Origin of the sequence: Micromonospora sp. NPDC005206 (assembly GCF_040608175.1) — a bacterium.
Classification (GTDB): Bacteria; Actinomycetota; Actinomycetes; order Mycobacteriales; family Micromonosporaceae; genus Micromonospora.
Map to the genome: position 1 here is coordinate 176,125 of NZ_JBEXHU010000003.1, position 22,039 is coordinate 198,163.

General features: G+C 73.7%; 17 protein-coding genes. 7 read left to right on the forward strand and 10 right to left on the reverse strand.

The window, feature by feature from the left end:
• The first annotated feature begins 55 nt into the window (after positions 1-55).
• From ABZU69_RS04990 to ABZU69_RS05005, 4 genes are all read left to right on the forward strand, one after another.
• Positions 56-1,393 (forward strand): ribonuclease D, encoded by a 1,338-nt coding sequence (locus ABZU69_RS04990; RefSeq protein ID WP_354963101.1) that lies wholly within the window; start codon positions 56-58, stop codon positions 1,391-1,393.
• Between the two features lie 205 nt (positions 1,394-1,598).
• On the forward strand, positions 1,599-2,795 hold the full coding sequence (locus ABZU69_RS04995; RefSeq protein WP_354963102.1) for an acetyl-CoA C-acyltransferase: 1,197 nt from the start codon (positions 1,599-1,601) through the stop codon (positions 2,793-2,795).
• Positions 2,792-4,861 (forward strand): 3-hydroxyacyl-CoA dehydrogenase NAD-binding domain-containing protein, encoded by a 2,070-nt coding sequence (locus ABZU69_RS05000; RefSeq protein ID WP_354963103.1) that lies wholly within the window; start codon positions 2,792-2,794, stop codon positions 4,859-4,861. The genes ABZU69_RS04995 and ABZU69_RS05000 overlap by 4 nt, the downstream gene beginning before the upstream one ends.
• A 172-nt stretch (positions 4,862-5,033) precedes the next feature.
• Complete coding sequence (locus ABZU69_RS05005; protein WP_354963104.1) at positions 5,034-5,891, forward strand: hypothetical protein; 858 nt, start codon at positions 5,034-5,036, stop codon at positions 5,889-5,891.
• Between the two features lie 66 nt (positions 5,892-5,957).
• On the opposite strand, the gene ABZU69_RS05010 is transcribed toward ABZU69_RS05005, so the two are convergent.
• From ABZU69_RS05010 to ABZU69_RS05025, 4 genes are all read right to left on the reverse strand, one after another.
• On the reverse strand, positions 5,958-6,380 hold the full coding sequence (locus tag ABZU69_RS05010) for a VOC family protein (RefSeq protein WP_354963105.1): 423 nt from the start codon (positions 6,378-6,380) through the stop codon (positions 5,958-5,960).
• On the reverse strand, positions 6,377-6,784 hold the full coding sequence (locus ABZU69_RS05015; RefSeq protein ID WP_354963106.1) for a VOC family protein: 408 nt from the start codon (positions 6,782-6,784) through the stop codon (positions 6,377-6,379). The genes ABZU69_RS05010 and ABZU69_RS05015 overlap by 4 nt, the downstream gene beginning before the upstream one ends.
• Positions 6,785-6,953: 169 nt before the next feature.
• Positions 6,954-8,129, reverse strand: a complete 1,176-nt coding sequence (locus ABZU69_RS05020; protein ID WP_354963107.1) for a HAMP domain-containing sensor histidine kinase — start codon at positions 8,127-8,129, stop codon at positions 6,954-6,956.
• Positions 8,126-8,794 carry a response regulator transcription factor gene (locus tag ABZU69_RS05025; RefSeq protein WP_354963108.1) on the reverse strand — a complete coding sequence of 223 codons (669 nt, stop codon included), beginning with the start codon at positions 8,792-8,794 and terminating at the stop codon, positions 8,126-8,128. The genes ABZU69_RS05020 and ABZU69_RS05025 overlap by 4 nt, the downstream gene beginning before the upstream one ends.
• 138 nt (positions 8,795-8,932) lie before the next feature.
• Here ABZU69_RS05025 and ABZU69_RS05030 point away from each other — a divergent pair, with 138 nt between their 5' ends.
• Positions 8,933-10,135, forward strand: coding sequence for a peptidase C39 family protein (locus ABZU69_RS05030; protein ID WP_354963109.1), 1,203 nt, complete (start codon positions 8,933-8,935; stop codon positions 10,133-10,135).
• Here ABZU69_RS05030 and ABZU69_RS05035 read toward each other — a convergent pair whose 3' ends face one another.
• Entirely contained in the window at positions 10,136-11,419 is a 1,284-nt protein-coding gene (locus ABZU69_RS05035; protein ID WP_354963110.1) for a PQQ-binding-like beta-propeller repeat protein, read from the reverse strand.
• On the reverse strand, positions 11,416-11,553 hold the full coding sequence (locus ABZU69_RS05040) for a hypothetical protein (RefSeq protein WP_354963111.1): 138 nt from the start codon (positions 11,551-11,553) through the stop codon (positions 11,416-11,418). Before ABZU69_RS05040 ends, ABZU69_RS05035 begins: the two co-directional genes overlap by 4 nt.
• Before the next feature lie 120 nt (positions 11,554-11,673).
• On the opposite strand from ABZU69_RS05040, the gene ABZU69_RS05045 reads away from it, so the two are divergent.
• Positions 11,674-13,563, forward strand: a complete 1,890-nt coding sequence (locus ABZU69_RS05045; protein WP_354963310.1) for a hypothetical protein — start codon at positions 11,674-11,676, stop codon at positions 13,561-13,563.
• On the opposite strand, the gene ABZU69_RS05050 is transcribed toward ABZU69_RS05045, so the two are convergent.
• Positions 13,564-15,363, reverse strand: a complete 1,800-nt coding sequence (locus tag ABZU69_RS05050) for a hypothetical protein (RefSeq protein WP_354963112.1) — start codon at positions 15,361-15,363, stop codon at positions 13,564-13,566. It lies immediately after the preceding gene.
• Positions 15,363-17,105, reverse strand: coding sequence for a hypothetical protein (locus tag ABZU69_RS05055; protein WP_354963311.1), 1,743 nt, complete (start codon positions 17,103-17,105; stop codon positions 15,363-15,365). The genes ABZU69_RS05050 and ABZU69_RS05055 overlap by 1 nt, the downstream gene beginning before the upstream one ends.
• Positions 17,106-17,547: 442 nt before the next feature.
• On the opposite strand from ABZU69_RS05055, the gene ABZU69_RS05060 reads away from it, so the two are divergent.
• Complete coding sequence (locus tag ABZU69_RS05060; RefSeq protein WP_354963312.1) at positions 17,548-18,702, forward strand: hypothetical protein; 1,155 nt, start codon at positions 17,548-17,550, stop codon at positions 18,700-18,702.
• A 75-nt stretch (positions 18,703-18,777) separates the two neighbouring features.
• Here the strand turns inward: ABZU69_RS05060 and dxs are convergent, their stop codons facing one another.
• The gene (gene dxs / locus ABZU69_RS05065) at positions 18,778-20,724 is read right to left on the reverse strand and encodes a 1-deoxy-D-xylulose-5-phosphate synthase (protein ID WP_354963113.1); all 1,947 of its coding nucleotides are present in this window, start codon (positions 20,722-20,724) and stop codon (positions 18,778-18,780) included.
• Positions 20,725-20,864: 140 nt separating this feature from the next.
• Positions 20,865-22,034 (reverse strand): anhydro-N-acetylmuramic acid kinase, encoded by a 1,170-nt coding sequence (locus tag ABZU69_RS05070; protein ID WP_354963114.1) that lies wholly within the window; start codon positions 22,032-22,034, stop codon positions 20,865-20,867.
• Positions 22,035-22,039: the final 5 nt, after the last annotated feature.

Consider the following 22,039-nt stretch of genomic DNA (forward strand, 5'->3'; position numbering starts at 1 on the left):
ACACACGCCGGACCGGCTGCACCCGCCGGATCACCGCGCGCACTAGGGTTGGCAGGTGACCGACGAACCACCCCTGCGCCGTCGGCCCGCCGAAGAGCTCCAGGGCACCGCACCCCAGCACCCGCCGTCGGCCCAGCCGCAGCCGGCGGGCGACGGGGTCGACCCGACCGACGGTGGGCCCGTTCCGCTGACCGCCCCGCGTGACGGCACCCCCGATCCGGTGGCCACTCCGACCGAGCTGGCCGAGGTCGTGGCGCGTTTCGCCGCGGGCACCGGCCCGGTCGCCCTGGACGCCGAGCGGGCCTCCGGCTACCGCTACAGCCAGCGCGCCTACCTGGTGCAGCTGCGCCGGGCCGGTGCCGGCACAGTGCTGATCGACCCGCTGCCGCTGCCCGACCTCAGCGCGCTGGACGCCGTGATCGGTGAGGCCGAGTGGGTGCTCCACGCGGCGAGCCAGGATCTGCCCTGCCTGGCCGAGGTGGGGCTGCGCCCGCGCCGGCTGTTCGACACCGAACTGGCCGCCCGGCTGGCCGGGTTCGAGCGGGTCGGCCTGGCCGCGCTGACCGAGCAGTTGCTCGGGTTCACCCTGGAAAAGCACCACTCGGCGGCCGACTGGTCGAGCCGACCACTGCCCGAGTCGTGGCTCACCTACGCCGCCCTGGACGTGGAGATGCTCACCGACCTGCGTGACGCGCTGGACGCCGAGCTGGCCCGGCAGGGCAAGTCGGCCTGGGCCGCGGAGGAGTTCGCCGCCCTGGTCCGGACCGGGGCCCGCCCACCCCGGGTCCGCGCGGAGCCCTGGCGGCGTACCTCCGGCATCCACCGGGTGCGCGGGGCGCGGGCCCAGGCCCGGGTCCGCTCGATGTGGTACGCGCGGGACCAGATCGCGGCCCGGCGGGACGCCGCGCCCGGCCGGGTGCTGCCCGACTCGGCGATCATCGCCGCTGCCGAGTTGGACCCGAAGGACGAGAAGACCCTGCTGACGCTGCCCGGCTTCGGCGGTCGGTCGGTGCGCCGGCTGGCCCGCACCTGGCTGGCCGCGCTCGACGACGCCCGGCAACTGCCGGATGACGCACTGCCGGTCACGCCCGCGGTGGAGGGCCCGCCTCCGCCACACCGGTGGGCCGAGCGGGACCCGGTGGCGGCCGGTCGGCTGGCCCGCTCCCGGGAGGTGGTGGTCCGCATCGCCAGCAAGCACAACCTGCCCCCGGAGAATCTGATCACCCCGGACTCGGTGCGCCGGTTGGCCTGGACCCCACCGGAGGAGCTCACCGAGGACACCGTGGCGGAGACCCTGCGGGGCTTCAACGCCCGCGAGTGGCAGATCGCCCTCCTCACCCCCCACCTCACGCCCGCCCTCAACCCGGACCCTCCCACCCCCGAACTCCCCTGACCCACCCCCACCCCGACCGCGGTTGGTGATGAAGTAATTGCCGTCCGGCCCGACGGGTGTGGGGTGGGCCACAGTGGGGGGTGGGGACGAGTTTGGTTACTGGCGAGTAGCATCCGGGGGACCTGCCCGTGTCGGCGACCCTCGTTCAGTCCGGAGTGCCGTCTGTCGGCGCGAAGGCCGGATCATGGTCGAAAAGGAGGCTCAAGTGCCCCGTGAAGTTCGGGATGTCGTCTTCGTCGACGGCGTCCGTACCCCGTTCGGCAAGGCGGGCGGCATGTACGCCAACACCCGCGCCGACGACCTGGTGATCCGCTGCATCCGTGAACTGCTGCGCCGCAACCCGCAGCTGCCGCCGGAGCGGGTCGAGGAGGTCGCCATCGCGGCCACCACCCAGATCGGCGACCAGGGCCTCACCATCGGGCGGACCGCCGCCCTGCTGGCCGGTCTGCCCAAGACCGTTCCCGGCTTCGCCATCGACCGGATGTGCGCCGGCGCGATGACCGCGGTGACCACCGTCGCCGGTGGCATCGCCATGGGCGCGTACGACATCGCCATCGCCGGCGGCGTCGAGCACATGGGCCGCCACCCGATGGGTGAGGGCGTCGACCCCAACCCGCGCATCATCGCGGAGAAGCTGGTCGACCCGTCCGCGCTGGTCATGGGCGCCACCGCGGAGAACCTGCACGACCTGGTCCCGCACATCACCAAGGCGCGCACCGACGCGTTCGCGCTCGCCTCGCAGCAGAAGACCGCGAAGGCGTACGCGAACGGCAAGCTCCAGGACGACCTGGTGTCGATGTCCATCCGTGACGCGGAGGGCGGCTGGGGTCTGGCCACCGTCGACGAGGCTCCCCGGGACACCTCGCTGGAGAAGCTCGGCACCCTGAAGACCCCGTTCCGCCCACACGGCAAGGTCACCGCGGGCAACGCGGCCGGCCTGAACGACGGCGCCACCGCGAGCCTGCTCGCCGACGAGGCCACCGCCCGCGAGCTGGGCCTGCCGGTCGCCATGCGCCTGGTGTCGTTCGGTTTCGTCGGCGTCGAGCCGGAGGTGATGGGCGTCGGCCCGATCCCGTCGACGGAGAAGGCGCTGCGCATCGCCGGGCTCAGCATCGACGACATCGGCCTGTTCGAGCTGAACGAGGCCTTCGCCGTCCAGGTGCTCGCCTTCCTCGACCACTTCGGCATCACCGACGACGACCCGCGGGTCAACCCGTGGGGCGGCGCGATCGCGATCGGTCACCCGCTGGCCTCCTCGGGCGTGCGGCTGATGACCCAGCTGGCCCGCCAGTTCGCCGAGCACCCCGAGGTCCGCTACGGCGTGACCGCCATGTGCATCGGCATCGGCATGGGCGGCACCGTGATCTGGGAGAACCCGCACTGGACGGAGGGCAACAAGTGAGCGCGCTCGCCGCACCGAACGAGGTCGTCACCAGGGCGCTGCTGCGTCAGGTGAACGTACCGGGGCTGGACCGACCCGCCGCCCTGATCACGCTGGACAACGGCTTCGACCACACCAAGCCGAACACCTTCGGCCCGGGTGGGCTGGCCAGCCTGGACGAGGCGATCACCGCCGCGCTCGCCGCCGACCCGGCATTCATCGCGGTCACCGGCAAGCCGTACATCTTCTGCGTGGGCGCGGACATCGTCGGCCTGCCGCAGCTCGCCGACCGCGCGCAGGCGCTGGAGATCGGCCGGCTCGGCCACCGGGTCTTCGCCCGGCTGAAGGACAGCACCGTGCCCACGTTCGCGTTCGTCAACGGCGCGGCGATGGGTGGCGGCCTGGAGCTGGCACTGCACTGCCACTACCGGACGCTCTCCGGCGGCGCCGCGGCCCTCGCGCTGCCCGAGGTCTCCCTCGGTCTGGTGCCCGGGTGGGGCGGCACCCAGCTGCTGCCGAACCTGATCGGCATCCCCGCCGCCACCCAGGTGATCATCCAGAACCCGCTCATGCAGAACAAGATGCTCAAGCCGAAGCAGGCCGCCGAGCTGGGCATCGCTGATGTGCTGCTGGAGCCGGCCGACTTCCTGGAGCGGTCTCTGGAGTGGGCGGCCGGCGTGGTGCGTGGCCAGGTAACCGTGACCCGGCCCGAGGTCGACAAGGACATGTGGGCGGGCGTGCTCTACTTCGCCCGGCAGACCCTCGACCAGCGACTGCACGGCGCGGTTCCGGCCGCGTACAAGGCGCTCGACCTGCTGGAGACGGCGAAGGACGGCGACTTCGCCGCCGGTACCGCCGCCGAGGACGAGGCCCTCGCGGACCTGGTCTTCTCCGAGGAACTGCGCAGCGGCCTGTACGCGTTCGACCTGGTGCAGCGGCGGGCCAAGCGGCCAGCCGGCGCGCCGGACAAGGGCCTCGCCCGGCCGGTCACCAAGGTCGGCATCGTCGGCGCCGGCCTGATGGCCAGCCAGCTGGCGTTGCTGTTCGCCCGCCGCCTCCAGGTGCCGGTCGTGATGACCGACCTGGACCAGTCCCGGGTGGACAAGGGCGTCGGCTACGTGCACACCCAGATTGAGAAGGCCGTCACCAAGGGCCGGATGGACAAGGGCACCGCCGCCAAGCTGTACGGCCTGGTCAGCGGCACGGTCGACAAGAGCGCCTTCGCCGACGCCGACTTCGTCATCGAGGCGGTCTTCGAGGACCTGGGCGTCAAGAAGCAGGTCTGGGCCGAGCTGGAGAAGATCGTCTCGCCGGAGGCGGTGCTGGCCACCAACACCAGCTCGCTCTCCATCACCGAGATGGCCGCGGAGCTGGAGCACCCCGAGCGGGTGGTCGGCTTCCACTTCTTCAACCCGGTGGCGGTGCTGCCGCTGCTGGAGATCGTCCGGGGTGAGCGGACCGACGACGCCACCCTCGCGACCGCGTTCGCGGTGAGCAAGCAGCTCAAGAAGTCCTCGGTGCTGGTCAAGGACGCCCCGGCGTTCGTGGTGAACCGGCTGCTCACCCGCTTCCTGGGCACCGTCTTCGCCGCCGTCGACGCCGGCACCCCGCTGGACGTGGCGAACAGCGCACTGGACCCGCTGGGCCTGCCGATGCGCCCGCTCGCCCTGCTCCAGCTGGTCGGGCCGGCCGTCGCGCACCACGTGGGCGGCACCCTGCACGCGGCGTACCCGGACAGGTTCGGCGTCAGCGAGAACCTCAAGCGGATCGCCGACTCGGGCCAGCCCATCGTGGTCGACGACAAGGTCAACGAGGAGGTCGCCAAGCTGCTCGTCGTGGGTGACCAGCCGCTGACCGCCGAGCAGGTACAGCAGAACGCGCTCGACGCGCTGGCCCAGGAGACCCGGCTGATGCTGGACGAGGGCGTGGTCGCCGAGGCGCAGGACATCGACCTGTGCATGATCCTCGGCGCCGGCTGGCCGTTCCACCTGGGCGGCGTCACGCCGTACCTGGACCGGACCGGCACCAGCGAGCGCGTCACCGGCCAGCGGTTCCTGCCGCGCGGGGCCGCGAGCCTGCCCGCCTGACCGTTCGCGGCACCACCATCGCGGTGGTCGGGCCGTCCCTCGTGGACGGGCCGGCCACCGCGATCGCGTCTGCCCCGGCGTACCGAGGACGGGAGCACCGGCCGCGGGCAGCGCGCGGACTCGTCACCGGGTTAAAATCACCCGCTTTGCTATCCGATCTTGGAGCTGACTGATGTCCCAGCCGCCGGCCGACCCCTACGGACCGCCCCACGGTTCCTATCCCCCGCCGCAGCAGCCCGGCCAGCCGGTGCCGCCGCAGCCCGGCGGCCAGCCCGGCTTCCCGCCCGCACCGCAGGGCTTCCCGCCCGCACCGCAGGGCTTCCCGCCCGCACCGCAGGGCTTCCCACCCGCGCAGCAGGGCTTCCCGCCGCCGCCGCAGGGCTTCCCGCCCGCTCAGCAGGGTCAGCCGTGGGGCGACCCGAGCATGGTTGGCGGCCCGCCACCCGCGAAGAAGTCGAAGGTCGGCCGCATCGTGCTGATCGTGCTGGCCGTGGTGCTGGTGCTCTGCCTCGGCGGCGCGGCGATCACCTGGTTCGCGGTCAAGGACGAGGTGGGCGAGGTCGTCGACGCCACCAACACGCGGGTGGTCGCGCCGACCACCCTCGCCGGCCGGCCGAAGATCGACGACCCGGAGCTGCAGAGGCTCTCCGACGATCTGGTCGCCGAGATGAAGTCGACGGTGCAGAACGAGACCAGCGCCGTCGGCGCCTTCTACGGCAACCCCGCCGAGGAGGACCTCGTCATGATCGCCGGCACGTCCGGCCTGATGTCGGACCCGAAGAAGGAGTTGGACACCGCGGTGACCGGGCTCTCCACCGAGCTCGGGGTGGCCACGATGGCGGCCGTCGAGCCCGGTCCGCTCGGTGGCGAGGCGCGCTGCGGCGACGGCACGACCGACGGTGTGCCGCTGGGCGTCTGCGTCTGGGCCGACAAGGGCAGCGTGGGTCTGGTGGTGATGTTCTTCAAGTCCGGCGCGGAGGCGAAGGCCGAGTTCGTCACCATCCGGGGTCAGGTCGAGCAGCGCTCCTGAGCCGTACGGACCGAACGGGCCCCGGCCACCCTCGGGTGGCCGGGGCCCGACGCCGTACGCCGGCGGTCAGGCCTGTTCGCCGTCTTCCGCGGCGGCCCGCGCCGCCGCCGCTGACGCCTCCCGTTCGGGCGCGCTGCGCAGCACGCAGAACTCGTTGCCCTCCGGGTCGGCGAGCACAACCCAGCCGGAACCGTCCGGCTTGATCTGGTCGTCGACGCGCGTCGCGCCGATGGCGAGCAGTCGCTCGACCTCCTCGTCCCGGGTTCGGTCGGCGGGCTGCAGGTCCAGGTGCAGCCGGTTCTTCACCGCCTTGCCCTCCGGCACGGCGATGAACAGCACCTCCGGTCCACCCGGAGGCAGGAGCATCGCCTCCGGGTCACCGGGAAAGTCGTCCGGCTGCCGGGGGCAGTCGAAGACCTGCGACCAAAAGCCGGCCAGCGCGTACGTGTCGTGGCAGTCGATGCTGATGTTGTGAATCGTCGAACTCACGCTTGGTCCTTCACAGTGGTGGTGGGGACACGCTCCCCGGCGCTGCGTACCACGCAGAACTCGTTGCCCTCCGGGTCGGCGAGCACCGCCCAGCCCGTACCGTCGGCGTTCCGTCGGTCGGCGACCATGGTGGCTCCGACGCCGAGCACCCGCTCGATCTCCTCGTCCCTGGTCCGTTCGACGGGTTCCAGGCAGATGTGCAGCCGATTCTTGGTCACCTTGTCCTCCGGCACCGCCTGGAAGAACAGGTCCGGGGTCGCCTCGTCCGGTGGCAGCAGCGCCGCCTCCGGATCACCCGGGACGTCCTCGGGATGCCGGGCGTACCCGAGCACCGCCGACCAGAAGCCGGCCAGGGCGTACGTGTCGTGACAGTCGAAACTGATGTTGCGGATCCGTGGATACACGGGTGTTCCCTCCGTACTGGATGGGGACGCTCCGCCTCCGGGGGTCAGCCGACGCAGACCCGGGGCGCGGAGCCTGACATGGTGGACATCGACGCACCCCCTCTCGATCTCGAGCTGACACGTGATCGTGCCATCGGATCCGCGCCGCCCGCAACCCCGCCGAGCCGGGTCAGCCGGCGGTGGGCACCGGGCCGGTCACCGCCGGGGCGTCCGCCGACGGCAGGGTGACCGTCACCTCCAGGCCCCCACCGGGCTGCGCGATCACCCGCACCGTGCCGCCGTGCGCGTCGCAGACCGCCCGGACGATGGACAGCCCCAGGCCGGAACCACGGGCCCCGGTGCGTTCCCGGCCACCGCGCCGGAACGGCTCGAACAGGCCCGGCACGTCGGCCTGGTCCACCTCGAAACCGGTGTTGCCCACCACCAGCCAGGAGCGCTCGCGGTCGGTGCCGGTGCGCACCCAGAGCCGGCCGTGCAGGTGGTTGTAGCGAACGGCGTTCTCGATCAGATTGCCGGCCAGCCGGTCCAGCAGCCCCGGGTCGCCGACCACCGGCGCGGACTCCAGCGACGTCTGCACCCGCAGGCCGATCCGCTCCACCTCCCGGCGCATCGCCGACAGCGCGTTGGCCGTGCCGGCGGCGAGGTCACACTCGGTGCGGCGGCCCAGCCGCCGCCCGGCCTGCGCCTCGCTGCGCGCCAGCACCAGCAGCGCGTCGACCAGGCCGTTGGCCCGCTCCGAGGCGTCCCGGACCACCGTCGCCATCCGGCGGTACTCGGCGGCGTCCGCATCGTCGTCGCTGAGCGTCACGTCGATCTCGGTCCGCATCACGGCGAGCGGGGTACGCAGCTCGTGCGAGGCGTTGGCCACGAAACGTTTCTGCGCCTCGAACGCGGACGCGATCCGGTCCAGCATGGCGTCGAAGGTCTTGGCCAGCTCGGCCACCTCGTCGTCGGCGCCCGAGTAGCCGATCCGCTGGTCCAGGGTCGCCTCACCGAGCCGCTGCGCGGTCGCGGTGACCTGGTGCAGTGGCCGCAGAGCCCGGCCGGCCACCGCGTACGCGCCGGCCACCCCGACCACGCTGATCGCCAGCAACGCGACCAGTCCCTTGGCCAGCAACTCCCCGGAGGCGGCGTCGACCAACTGGCGCTGCCACTGGGCGGCCTCGAGCACCCGGCCGTCGGACAGCACCACGGTCGTGCCCGGCAGCAGCTCGTCGGTCGGTCGCAACGCGTCACGAACGAGCAGCCAGGCCAGCAGCACCAGGATCGCTCCCGCGCCGATCAGCAGCACGCCGTTGAGCAGGGTCAGCCGCAACCGCAGGGTGGGCCGCAGACGGCGGCTCATGCGCCCACCCCGGCGGTGCGGTAACCCGCGCCGACCACCGTCTCGATCAGCGGTGGGTCGCCGAGCTTCTTACGCAGGGTCATCACGGTGACCCGGACGATCGTGGTGAACGGGTCCGTGTTGGCGTCCCAGACCCGTTCCAGCAGCTCCTCGCTGGACACCACGGCGCCGCGCGCCTTGAGCAGCTCGCTGAGCACCCCGAACTCCTTGTTGGTCAGGTCGACCGGCACGCCCGCCCGGGTGGCGACCCGGCGGGCCGGGTCGAGCACCAGATCGGCCAGTTCGAGCACCGGCGGCGCGGCCGGGGTGGCCCGCCGGCCCAGCGCCTGCACCCGGGCGACCAGCTCGTCGAAGGCGAACGGCTTGGGCAGGTAGTCGTCGGCGCCGAGCTGCAACCCCTCCACCCGGTCGGCCACCGTGCCACTCGCGGTCAGCATCAGCACCCGGGTCAGCGCGCCGGAGGCGGCCAGGTCGGCGCAGATCTGGTCGCCGTGCACGCCGGGCAGGTCGCGGTCCAGCACGACGACGTCGTACCGGGTGACGAACGCCGCCTCGTGCCCGGCGTCACCGTCGTAGGCCACGTCGACCGCCATGCCCCGCTTGCGCAACCCGCGCGCGATCGCGTCGGCGAGGTTGCGCTCGTCCTCCACCACCAGTACCCGCATCCCGGCCTCCTCGCTGCTGACCACCGACAACCTAGTGCCGGCCGGCAACCATCGTCCCTCGCCGCCCGCGCGGGCCGGCGTTGCGGACCATCGCGGCGTACGCGATGCTTCCGGCACCGAGCGACGGACGGACCTGTCATGACCATCGCGGCACCACCCGCCCTGCGGGACATCGCCTACCGGGGCTTCCGCCTGCCAACGGACCGGACGGCCGGCACCGGTGACGGCCCGCGCGCCGACGACCGGGGGCTGACCCCGGTCGACGCGGACCCGTCGGTGGCCCGGGGCAGCTGGACGTCGCCGCCGGTCCGGGTTGGTTTCCCGGTCGCCGAGGTGGTGCCGTCCTGGACCGCCGACACCCCCGACGGCTGCTGGATCGAGGTCGAGCTGCGCGGCTGGCACGGGGACGGGCCCAGCACCGGTTGGTACCTGCTGGCCCGCTGGGCGGCCGACGACCACGCGGTGCGGCGCACCTCGGTGCCCGGGCAGCGCGACGCCGACGCCCGGGTGGACACCGACACGCTGATCGTGACCGGGGCGGTGGTCACCGGCTGGCAGGCCCGGGTGACCCTGTGCCGGCCGGCGGGCAGCCCGGCCGGCCCGGTGCTGCGCAGCATCGGCGCGGTCGCCACCGGCCACCCACCGACCGACCCGGCCGGCGAGCCGGGGGGCGCGGTCGACCGGGCACCCGCCGCCGGTCCGGTCCCCGAGCTGCCGGCCGGCGCCGGCCGCGGGAGGGTGCTGGACGTTCCGCGCTACTCGCAGCGGCTGCACACCGGCCAGCACCCGCAGTGGGGTGGCGGCGGCGACTCCTGGTGCAGCCCCACCTGCACCTCGATGGTGCTCGCCTACTGGGGCGCCGAGCCGGCGCCGGAGCGCTACGCCTGGGTGGAGCCGCCCGGCCCGCGCCCGATGGTGGTGCACGCCGCCCGGCACTGCTACGACCACGGGTACGCCGGGGCCGGCAACTGGCCGTTCAACACCGCGTACGCCGGGCTGCACGGGGTGGACGCGTTCGTCACCCGGCTGCGGTCGCTGGCCGAGGCGGAGGAGTTCATCGCCGTCGGCATCCCGTTGATCGTCTCCGCCGCCTTCCGGGCCAGCGAGGTGCCGGGGCTGGCGTACGACACCAGGGGGCACCTGATGGTGCTGGTCGGCTTCACCGCCGACGGTGACCCCGTGCTCAACGACCCGTACGCACCGGACGACGACGCGGTACGCCGTACCGTGCCCCGGCAGCGGTTCGAGGTGGCCTGGCAACGGGGCAGCGGCGGTGTGGCATACGTGCTGCGACCGGCGTCGGTGCCGCTGCCCCCGCCGCCCGCCCAGGCCAACTGGTGATCAGTCGGGTAACCGCCACAGCCCGAACGAGCCGTCGACCCGCCGGCACAGCAGCCGACCCGGGCTCGCCTGGCACTCCCCGGTCGCGTCCGGCAGCACGTCCAGCATCCGCACCGCGCCCACACGGACGTCCAGCTCGGCGACGAGCAGCCCGCCGCCGGGATGCCGGCGTAGCCCGATCATCGGACCCCCGAGATCGGACCCGGCCAGCTCCCAACGGCCCAGCTCGGCCAGCACCCGGCCGGTCGCCGGATCGAGCACGACCAGTTCCTCCGCTCCGGGACCGGCGCTGCTCAACGTGGTGGCCACCAGCCGGCCGGCGACCGGCCAGACCCACCCCCAGCGATCGCTGCTCCAGAACTCCCGGCCGGTCGCGGGATCGACCGCCCGCAGCCGACCGGCCCGGGTCAGCAGGCAGACGACGGGGCCGCATTCCGTCGCGTACAGCGAGCCGTCGGCGGTGGTGCTCCAGCGCTGGTCCAGCCGGTCCAGCTCGTAGGCGGTGACCGTGGCCCGAGCCCCGCCGACGGTGAGCAGGAGGCCGTCCACCACCTGCATGGTCTCGTACGCCCCGCCGCGCGCCCGCAGGTCGCGCCGGGCCAGCATTCTGCCGGTGGCCGCGTCGCGCACCTCGACCGACCCGTCCGCGTTGCTGAGCAGCACCCGGTCCACCGCGTACCCGACCGTCCGGTAGTTGATCTCACCCGGGGCGGTGGTCTGCTGCCAGCGCACGGTGCCGCAGCACGGGTCGACCGCGCGCAGGCTGCCCGGCTCGTCACCGCCGCCGGACTGCAGCAGCAGGTTGCCGTCGGTCAGCGGAATGGCGTTGCCCGGCTGCTGCCACCGATACGCCCCGGTCGCCCGGTCCAGCACCACGGTCAGCGTGCCCCGGCCGTCCGAGCCGATCTCGTGCCCGGTGACCAGCAGCATCCCGGCCAGCGGCATGACTCCCCAGTACCGGCCCTCCGCGGGCAACGGCGCCTGCCAGACCGGCTCGCCGCCGGGCAGCCGGAAGGCGGCCAGCCGCCGCTGCGGCGTCTCGGGGGTGATCGGGTCGATGACCAGGAACAGGTCACCCGTGACCACCACATTGGCCCCGAGCCGGGCCGGCAGCGGCACCACGGCCCGCCCGGACACCGGCCCGGCGGCGACGAGGGTGGCCAGCACGAAGAGCAGGACCAGCGCGCAGCGCAGCGGCCGATTGTTGGCGCGGGGCGGGCGGGGCAGCGTGTCGGGCTCCGGCTCGTGCCGCAGCTCACCGAGCTCGATCACCGGGCCGGTCACCGCGGGAACCGCCACAGCGCGGTCGACCCGTCGAGGCGACGGCAGAGCAGGACCGGTGGGGCCGGTGTCGCGGCGGTCAGGACGGCCGGCACCGGCAGCGGCACCGCCGCGCCCAGCTCGATGATCGACGACACCGACCGTCCTTCCATCCCCGACTCCGGCTGGCCGGCGCACGGGCCCCGCAAACCTGCCGTTGGGCGTACCGGCCTGGCAAAAGCGACGCATCCTCGCCTGTACGATGGCGCGTCGTGGCCGTGCCGGTGGTAGACCCTTCGCTGAATTTCAGGACCGACGCCGACCCGGCCGAGGTCGAGCCGACACGACGGCCTCGACGCCGCCCGGCCCGTGCCGACCTGTTGGCCCTCGGAGCCTATGTGCTGCTGGGCATCTTCGTCTGCCTCAATTACTGGGGGGACGTGCAGGCTCGGGTGTCCTCGCACCTGCCCACCGACCACAGCTGGTTCGAGTGGCTGTTCGCGCATGGCGCGTACTCGCTGCGGCACCTGGAGAACCCGCTGTTCACGGCGCGGCAGAACGCCCCGGACGGGGTGAACATGATGGCCAACACCTCGCTGCTCGGGGTGACCCTGCCGCTGGCCCCGCTGACCATGCTGCTCGGCCCGCAGGTGATGTACGCGCTCTACCTCGGCGGAGCGTTGGCGGCCACCGCCGGCACCGGGTACTGGGTGCTGTCCCGACACCTGGTGCGCTCCCGGGCGGCGGCCTTCGTCGGTGGCGCCTTCCTCGGCTTCGCGCCGGGGATCATCCACCACGCCAACGGCCAACCCAACTTCGTGTCCAACTTCCTGCTGCCGCTGATCGTGCTGCGGGTGCTGCGGCTGGGCGAGCCGGGCCGGTGGCGGCACAACGGGCTGGTGCTCGGGGTGCTGGTGGCGTACCAGATCTTCATCAACGAGGAGATGCTGCTGCTCACCGCGCTGGCCTGCCTGGTCGTCGTGCTGGCGTACACCGTGCAGCGGCCGTCCGCGGCGCGCGCCGCGGCGGGCCCGTTCCTGGCCGGACTGGGCGTCGCCGGCGGGCTGGCGCTGGTGCTCGCCGCGTACCCGATCTGGTTCCAGTTCAGCGGCCCGCAGTCCTACCGCGGCCTGCAGGGCGGCGTCTTCCACAACTGGGGCGAGGACCTGGTCGCCTTCGTCACCTTCGCCCGGGACACCTGGGCCGGTGACCCGGCGGTGGAGCAGACGATCGGGCTGACCGAGCAGAACACCTGGTTCGGCTGGCCGCTGGTGCTGCTCTCGGTGGTGGCCCTGGTGCTGCTCGTGCGCCGGTCGTTGGCCGCCCGGATCGTCGCGGTGCTCATCGTGGCCTTCACCGTGGCCTCGATCGGGCCGCGGGTGCGCTTCAACGGCGTGGAGACCGGGATTCGCGGACCGTGGTCGTACGTGTCGGACGACCTGCCGCTGGTCGAGATGATGATGCCGACCCGGCTGAGCCTGGTGGTCACCGCCGCCGTGGGCGTGCTGCTCGCACTGACCTGGGACGCGGCGTCCCGCCAGGGCCGCTCGGCGGCCGACCGAGCCCGGGTGCCGGCCCCGCGTGCCGGCGAGCCGGACCCGGCGACGCCCGGCGACGCAGCGGCACCGGCCGCGTCGCGCCGGCGGTGGTTGCGTCCGGTGGGGTACGCGGCGGTCGCCCTCGCCGTGCTGCCGCTCCTCCCCCGCCCGCTGCCGGCCCAGCCGATGGACCCGCCGCCACACTTCATCACCGCGGGCGGCTGGCGGCCGTACGTGCCGGTGGGCCGCACGTTGGTGCCGGTGCCGATCCCGAGCAACGTGCACGGTCTGCCGACGCTGCGCTGGAGTGCGCTGACCAGGCAGGAGTTCCCCATCCCGGGCGGCTACTTCATTGGCCCGAACGAGGTGGGCGAGGGAGTCTTCGGCGCACCGAACCGGCCAACCAGCAGCCTCATCTACTCCACCATGGACGCTGGCGCGGTCCCCGCGCTCACCGACGAGAATCGCCGCCAGGCGGTCGAGGATCTGCGGTTCTGGCGGGCGTCGGTGGTGGTGCTCGGAGCGCATCCGCGCGAGGCGGTGCTGCGCGAGCTGGTCACCGCCCTGATCGGGCCGCCGCAGCGGGTCGACGACGTCTGGGTCTGGGACGTCCGCGCGCTGGTGGGCTAGTCAGCCGACGAGGCCTCGGACGTCCCACACCCACCCGCCGTCGACGGGCTGGCCCGGCCCGAGCAGCTCCTCGACGGTCCGGCGGACCGGTTCGCCGTGCGCCAGTCGGCCGAGCACCACCAGCGCGGCCCGCCAGTGCCGCAGATCCTCGACCGCCTGACGGCGGTCGGCGTCGGTGAGCACCGGCACCGCGCCGGTCTCGGCCACCCGGCGCAGCAGCACGGCGGTGGGCCGGTCCGGCGCACCCCAGCGCGCCGCCGGGTCGTCGGGACCGGTCGGGCCGATGAAGTACCCGCCGGGCGCGCGGAAGGCCAACCCGGTGCGGGCGGACCAGAGCATCACCGGGCTCAGCGCGGCACCGGTGACCGGGGGCACCGCGACCACGGTCCGGCCGGGCGGCACCAGCGGGCGCCACCCGCCGCCAGCGACGAACTCCGGCACGGGCGCGACCGGTACGGCCCGGATCGGCGTCGGGACCAGGGGCAGCAGCGCGGCGGCCACCGCACCGGTCCACAGCAGCCGCACCGGTAGGCCCGGCGCGGTCCTCGGCCGACATGCCGCCCGGACCCGGTCCAGGGAGAGCGCCATCAGCACGCCCAGCACCGGCACGCAGACCAGCGCGAACCGCGCCGGGACCGCGAGGTCGAGCAACGGCAGCTCGGCGACCAGCCGGTACGGCCCGGGAATGCCGGTGGCCGTGCCGTCCACCCGCAGCTCGGTGCCGAGCGAGAGCAGAGCGAAGACCAGCCCGCAGCCGGCCAGCGCGCGGACCAGCGGCCGTCGCCACAGCCAGATCACGACCACCACGGCGAGCACCAGCAGCCCGGGACCGAAGAACGAGTTCTCCTCGGTGGGATTCGGCGAGAGCAGCCCCGGCAGCCAGTCGTCACCGAGCACGGTCTGCCGGGCCGACGCGGTGAACGACGCCGCGTCCAGTTGGAAGCCATGCGTGGCGAAGGCCATCCCGGAGTAGTGCTGCGGGCCGTGGAACTGGAACCAGATCGGGTACGCCAGCAGCACCGCCGCCACGACGGCGGCCACCCCGAGCCGGCCGAGCAGGGCCGGCGCGAGCCGCCGGGCCGACACCCGGTCGGTGAGCGCGTAGCCCAGCGCGAACACCCCGGCGGCGAGCGCCAGGAAGACCAGCACCTCCTCGCCGATGAAGACCTGCCAGACGAGCAGCAGCCCGAGGCCCACACCGGGCCGCCACACCCCGCCCGGTCCGGGCCGGAACACCAGGGCGAGGATCGCGGGCACCAGGAACTGGGCGGCCATGTGCAGGTGCGCGCCCGCCTGAGCGATCATGCCGGGGGCGAAGCCGCAGATCAGCCCGCCGACCGCCGCCGCGGACCGGGCGGTGACCATCCGGCGGCGCAGCAGCGCGTACCAGGCCGTGGCGGTGCCGGCGAGGCAGCAGACGACCGCCACGCAGAACGCCGCCTGCGAGCCGAAGAGCAGGGTGACCGGGGTCAGCGGGACACCCAGGCCGAGCACCGAGGTGTTCGCCATCAGGTTGACGCCGTCCGGCGCGTTCAACGCGGTGCTGTAGAGCGGGTTCTCCCCCTCCACCACGGCACGGGCCGCGTGGGCCAGCATCCACTCGAACAGGACCTGGTCGCCCGCCTGGTGGAAGAGCCGCCCGGGGTGGCGCCACTGCCCGCTGGTCAGCAGCACGGCCAACCCCAGGTAGCCGACCACCACCAGGGCGTCCGGGAGCCAGGCGGGCCGGGACCGGCGTGCCGGCGCCGAAACCGCCGGCGCCGGGTCCGCGGTCGCCGTGGACGCCGTCCCGGCGGTCATCAGACTGAGCGGTCGGTCAGCGTCCGGACGTCCCACACCCAGACGTCCAGCTCCTGACGGCCGGGACCGACCAACTCCTCGACGGTACGCCGCAGCGGTTCGACGTTCTGCTGCCGGACCGGCAGCACCAGGATCGCCGCCCGCCAGTGCCGCAGCTCGTCCGTGAAGCGGCGGCGCTGCCGGTCGTCCAGCTTCGGTGTCCGGCCGGTGGTCGCCACCTCCTCCAGCAGCTGACCCACTCCGCTCGGTCGACCACCGAACCGGCCCGGGTCACCCGTGTTGCCGTTGCGGGGCGCGAGGAAGTAGCCGCCGGGAATCTTGAAGTCGAGGTTGGTGGCCGCCGCCCAGCGCATGCCGTGCGTGTTGCCCATGCTGGGCACCGGGACCGGCACCAGCGTCTCGTCCGGGCCGACGTACGCCCGCCAGCGGTCGGCGGTGATGAACTCCGGCACCGGCGGCCGGGACACCATCCGCAGCGGCATCGGGGCGACCGGCAGCAGCGCGAACGCCAGGCCTGCGACGACGAGCTTCCGCACGGTGCGCCGGTCGGCCGGACGCAGCGCCCAGGCCCGTTCGACCGCGAGCGCGATCAGCAGACCGACCACCACGCTGGTGATCAGACCGAACCGGGTCGGCACCACCGCGTCCAGCAGCGGCAGGTGGACGAGCCACTGCCAGGGCCCGGTGACCAGCTCCCGGTCCCACCAGGAGATCCGTTCGCCGAGGGAGAGCACGGCGAAGAACCCGCCGGTCACCGCGAGCGCCCGCACGATCAGGTCCCGCCGCAGCCACACCACGACACCGACGGCGAGCAACGACAGGCTCCAGCCGAAGAAGGCGTTCTCCTCCGAGTAGTTCGGCGCCAGGTTGATGTTGGCCCGCTGGTTGCCGCCGAGGGTGGGCGAGCCGGGGGCGAAGAAGGCGGCGACATCGTTGCCGTAGTCCTGCACCGCGTCGCTCAGCCCGTGGTACGCCATCGGCCCGGCGAACTGCACGTACAGCGGGTACGCCAGCAGCGCCCCGGCCAGCAGCGCGCAGGCGGCCAAACCGGCGCCCAGCGGTCGCCACACCGCCGACCAGCGGGCCGGCTCCTGGGCGAGCACCGCCAGCAGGAAGACCCCGCAGGCCATCGCGGTGAAGAGCAGGATCTCCTCGTTGATGAACGCCTGCGCGGTGACCAACAACGCCAGCAGCACCCCGTCGCGCACCGGCCGGTGGGACCGGGTGAGCACGAGGAGCCGCCAGACGATGAACGGCAGCAGGAACTGGCTGATGATGTTCGGATGCCAGCTGGCGTGCGAGAGCATCGCCGGGGAGAACCCGCAGAACCAGCCGCCGACGGCCGCGGCGAGCGGCGTGCGCACCAGGTGCCGGGAGAGCACCGTGTACCAGGCCATGGCGGTGCCGGCGAGGCCGAGCGTCACCAGCACCACGAAGGACACCGCCGGTCCGAAGAGCAGGGTCACCGGCACCATCGGGATGCCCAGCGCCAGCACCGCCGTGTTGGCCATCAGGTTGACGCCATCGGGGTAGTTGAACTGCTCGGTGTAGAACGGGAACTCGCCGTGCAGCACCACACGTACCGAGTGGGCGAGGAAGAACTGCACCTGGGCCGGGTCGCCGGTGTAGAGCGAGGCCACCCGGCCGGAGGGGTCCAGCCAGAGCCGACTGGTCACCCAGAGCGCAGCGAGCAGGAACAGCGCACCCACGGCCAGGTCCTGCCGCCGCCGGGTCCAGCCGATCCACCAAGGTCGCCGTGTCCGGCCCGGGGCCTCCACTGCGGATTCCGCTTCCTCGTCCGCCCCGGCCGCGGCGGGCGCGGACGTCGGCGCCGCGGGCGGCCCCGCGAGCACGGATTCGGCGACGCGGGGAACCCTGGCGGGCGCGACGGGAGCGGCGGCCGAAGTGTGGTGGCTCACTGTCTCGTCGGAGCGGGCCTCCGCCTCCCGGTGCGGCGCGGACAGGGCGCGGGACTCGGCAGGCGTCACAGTCGGCGGAGTCTACCCGAGCGACGAAAGGGTACTTAAACCCCGGTGTCGTCCAATGTGGTGGATGGACCGACCGCCACCGGAGGCGTCGCGTCGGACATCTCGTACTATGGCGCTTTCCCACAGCGACGACGAGGCGATCGGGAGGGCGGATCAGGTGACTCCAGACCGCCGGCACGGCAGGGCGCTCACCGTCCTGCTGGCCGCCCTGCTGGCCGCCACGGCATGCGGCCCGGTCGCCGACCGCAAGCCGAAGGATCTGCGGGTCGGGTACGACAGCCTGGACGGCACGCTGACGGTGTGGCCGCCCCGGGGCGACCTGTCCGGCGACGCCACCACGACGGCGGCGGTCACCGACGCGGTACGCGCCTGGCGGTCACCCGCCGACGATCGGGCGCACCTGCCCTCGTCCGGCATCCTCTTCTCCGGACGCGTCGAGGGCGCCCCGGTGGCGCTGGTCGCCACGGACGTGCCCGGCGAGAGCGCCTCCTGGCTGCTGCAACTCACCCGCGACGGCGACCGGTACGCGGTCACCCGCGCCACCGAGTACACCGACCCCGGCTACCTGGTCTACTCCGACGTGCTGCCGGTGCAGGCCCCCGGCGGCCGGCGCTACCTGGTCTCCGCCCGGGTGCAGCGGCTGCTCGGGCCGCAGGGCCGGGCGCTGACCGTCGCCGACGGCCTCAGCGCGCCGGTCGACGTGCCGGCCTGCGCGGCGGTCCCGGTGACCGCGACCCTGCGGGCCACCGAGTCGCTGCCCCGGGGGCGGGCCGCCGACCGGCTCCTCGACCTGGGCACCGGCACCGCCGATCCGCGTTATCCGCTGGTACGCGACGAGTCCGGCACGGGCCGGCGGGCGCTCACCGGCCTGGACACCTGCGTGCTGGCCGACGACCGGGGCCCCTTCGGCAGCATCCCCCGCCGGATCGGCGACCGCGACGCGCCGCGGTCGGTGCCGACGTCCTGGCCGATGGCGAAGCTCACGATCCGCTCGCTCGGCGAGGTCGCTCTCGGCGGCGGCGAGCCGGCCGAGTTGCAGCAGCTCAGCTGGGCCACCGACGCCGGCACGATGACCGCGGTGGTCTACCGACCGGCGGACGGGAGCGCGCCGGTGGTCTCACCGGCCGACCGGGCCACACCGTTGCAGACGTACCAACTGCCGGTGCCCGGCCAGCCGCTGGTGGTGCTCAGCTGGCGGGCCACCCGGGACAACTCGCTCTCCGTCCCGCCGGGCACCCCGCTGCTGGTCGAACGCCCCGGCCTGGTGGTCATCCCCGAACCGTCACGCCCCCAGACCTTCAGCCTCGCCGGCACCGACAAGACCCACTACCGCTCGGTCAGCCCCCGCTGACCCACCCCGTCGTCCCGGGGCGCACGGAAACGACGGGCGGGCCCGGAGGGGCCGCCCGCCGTCGTGTGCCGTGGGTCAGTTCTGGGCGGTGGCGTCGGTGGGGGTGAGGCGGTCCGGGGTGGCGTCCAGACCGGAAATCCAACCGGTGACGTTCCGGGCCACGTCCTGCGCGGTCAGGCCCAGGTCGGCGAGGATCTGGGCGCGGGTGCCGTGCGGGTGCCAGTCGGCCGGTACGCCCAGGTCCTTCAGCGGCACCCGGACGTCGGCGTCACGCATCGCCTGACCGAGCGCGTCGCCCACGCCGCCGACCCGCACGCCGTCCTCGACGCTGACCACGAGTCGGTGGCCGGCGGCCAGCTCGACCAGCTCGGCCGGGACCGGGCGGACCCATCGGGGGTCGACCACGGTGACGCCGTAGCCCTGCTCGGCGACCCGGGCGGCCACCTCCATGCCCAGCTGCCCGAAGGAGCCGACGGCGACCAGCAGCACGTCGGTGCGGGCCGACTCGGCCAGCACGTCGACCGGGCCGACCCGGCGCAGCGCCGGCAGGTCCGCGGCGACCGCACCGGTCGGGAAGCGCACGACTGTCGGGCCGTCGTTGACGGCCAGCGCCTCGCGCAACTCCTCGCGCAGGGTGGCGGCGTCCCGGGGGGCGGCGATCCGCAGCCCGGGCACCACCCCGAAGACCGACATGTCCCAGATGCCGTAGTGGCTGGGGCCGTCCGGGCCGGTGATGCCGGCGCGGTCCAGCACGAAGGTCACCGGCAGCTTGTGCATCGCCACGTCGAGCAGGACCTGGTCGAAGGCACGGTTGAGGAAGGTGGCGTAGACCGCGACCACCGGGTGCAGGCCGCCCAGCGCCAGCCCGGCCGCCGAGGTGGCCGCGTGCTGCTCGGCGATGCCCACGTCGTACACCCGCTCGGGGTACTTGCGGGCCAGCTTGGCGATGCCGGTCGGCTCCGCCATCGCGGCGGTGATGCCCACCACGTCCGGCCGCTCGTCCGCGACGGCCAGCAGCTCGTCGGCGAAGACGTGGGTCCACTTCACCGAGGGGGCGGCCAGCAGGGCGCCGGTCTCCACGTCGAAGGCGCTGCCGGGGCCGTGCAGGCAGTCCGCCTCGTCCTCCTCGGCCGGGCGGTAGCCGTAGCCCTTGCGGGTGACCGCGTGCACGATCACCGGGCCGCCGAAGTTCTTCGCCGCGCGCAGCGCCGACTCGACCGCCGCCACGTCGTGCCCGTCCACCGGGCCGACGTACTTGATGCCGAGGTCCTCGAACATGGCCTGCGGGGCGACGGCGTCCTTGATGCCCTTCTTGACCGCGTGCAGCACCTCGTACATCGGCCGGCCGACGAGCGGCGTGGAGCCGAGGGCGTCCTTGACCGTGTCGAGGACCTTCTCGTAGCCGGGGTTGAGCCGCAGCGAGGAGAGGTGGTCGGCCAGCCCGCCGATGGTGGGCGAGTAGGACCGACCGTTGTCGTTGACCACGATGACCAGGGAGTTGCCGGCGGTGGCGATGTTGTTCAGCGCCTCCCAGCACATGCCGCCGGTGAGCGCGCCGTCGCCGACCACGGCCACGACGCTGCGCGCCTCGCCCCGCAGGGCGTACGCCTTGGCCAGGCCGTCGGCGTAGGAGAGCGCGGTGGAGGCGTGCGAGTTCTCGATCAGGTCGTGCTCGCTCTCGGCCTGGCTGGGGTAGCCGGAGAGGCCACCGCGCTGGCGGAGCTTGTCGAAGCCGGCCTGGCGCCCGGTGAGGATCTTGTGCACGTACGACTGGTGACCGGTGTCGAACAGGAGCCGGTCGCGGGGGGAGTCGAAGACGCGGTGCATGGCCAGCGTCAGCTCGACCACACCGAGGTTGGGCCCGACGTGCCCGCCGGTGCGGGAGACCTTGGCGATCAGGAAGTCCCGGATTTCGGCGGCGAGGACGTCCAGCTCCTCGCCGGACATCCGCTTGACGTCCTGCGGACCGCGCACCGTCCCCAGCAGCCGACCGTGGTTGGCCCTGTCCTCTTCAACGCTCATGACCGCAGAGTCTATCGGCCCTCCGGTACTCCGCAGCCCGGCCCGAGCACCGCACGCTCGGACCCGGTCCGCACCCGCCGGCTGAGCGTTCGGTCAGACACGGTTCGGCCGGGTCACCCGGCGGGTGGGCGCGTGCCTGGTCAGGACCGGATCCGCAGCCGGCGCGGCGGGTCGGCCGGCGTTCCGGGGTACGCCGGCCCGGCCGGGGTCCAGGAGCCGAGCACCGCGCCCCGGGTGGCGCCGGTCACCGACGGGAGCGACCCGGGCAGGCCGTGCCAGGACAGCCACCCGAGCAGCGCGAAGGCGTACGCCTCCTTGGCCTGCGCGGGCACGCCCAGCTCGTCGGTGCCGCGCAACCGCCACCGGCCGGCGCCCAGCGCGGCGAGCCGGCCCAGCAGGGTGGGATTGCGCACACCGCCGCCCGCGGCGACCACCTCGACCACGTCGTGCCGGTCGCACTCGGCGGCCACCACCCGGGCGGTCAGCTCGGTCAGCGTCGCCAGCAGGTCGTCCACCGGCACCGGCGCGCCGAGCGCGGCCAGGTGGCGGTCCAGGTAGCCGGCGTGGAACAGCTCCTTGCCGGTGGACTTCGGCGGCGGCGCCGCGTAGTACGGCTCGGCCAGCAGCTCGGCGAGCAGCCCCGGGTGCACCCGGCCGGCTGCCGCCCGGGCGCCGTCGAGGTCGCACGGCCGATCCAGGAAGCGCCGGGCCGCCGCGTCCAGCAGGGCGTTGGCCGGGCCCACGTCGTACCCGAGCACCGGTGCCCCCGGCGCGACCACGGTGAGGTTGGCGATGCCGCCGAGGTTCAGCGCCGCGCGCGGCGCCGCGGCGCCGTCTGCCGGGTCCAGCAGCAGCGCGTCGAAGGCCGGCACCAGCGGCGCGCCCTGCCCGCCGAGGGCGATGTCCGCCGAGCGGAGGTCGCTGAGCACAGGTACGCCGACCCGGGCGGCCACCCGGGCCACCGCGCCCAGTTGCAGGGTGCCGAGGGCCACCCCGTCGGCGACCCAGTGGAAGACCGTCTGCCCGGGCGAGACCACCGCGTCGGCCCGCCCGCCGGCCAGCTCCACGCCGACCGCCGCCGCCTCGGCGAAGACCTCTCCGAGGCGGTTGTCGAGCCGGCAGACCGCCTCGATGGTGGTGGCCGCCGGTGGCAGCAGCGCGGCGATCTCGGCGCGCAGCCGCTCGTCGTAGTCGAGGCCGCGGTGCCCCAGCGGGCGCAGCCACAGGGTGTCCCCCTCGGCGGTGAACTCCGCCGCCACGACGTCCACCCCGTCGTACGACGTCCCCGACATCAACCCGACGATCCGCATGAAGG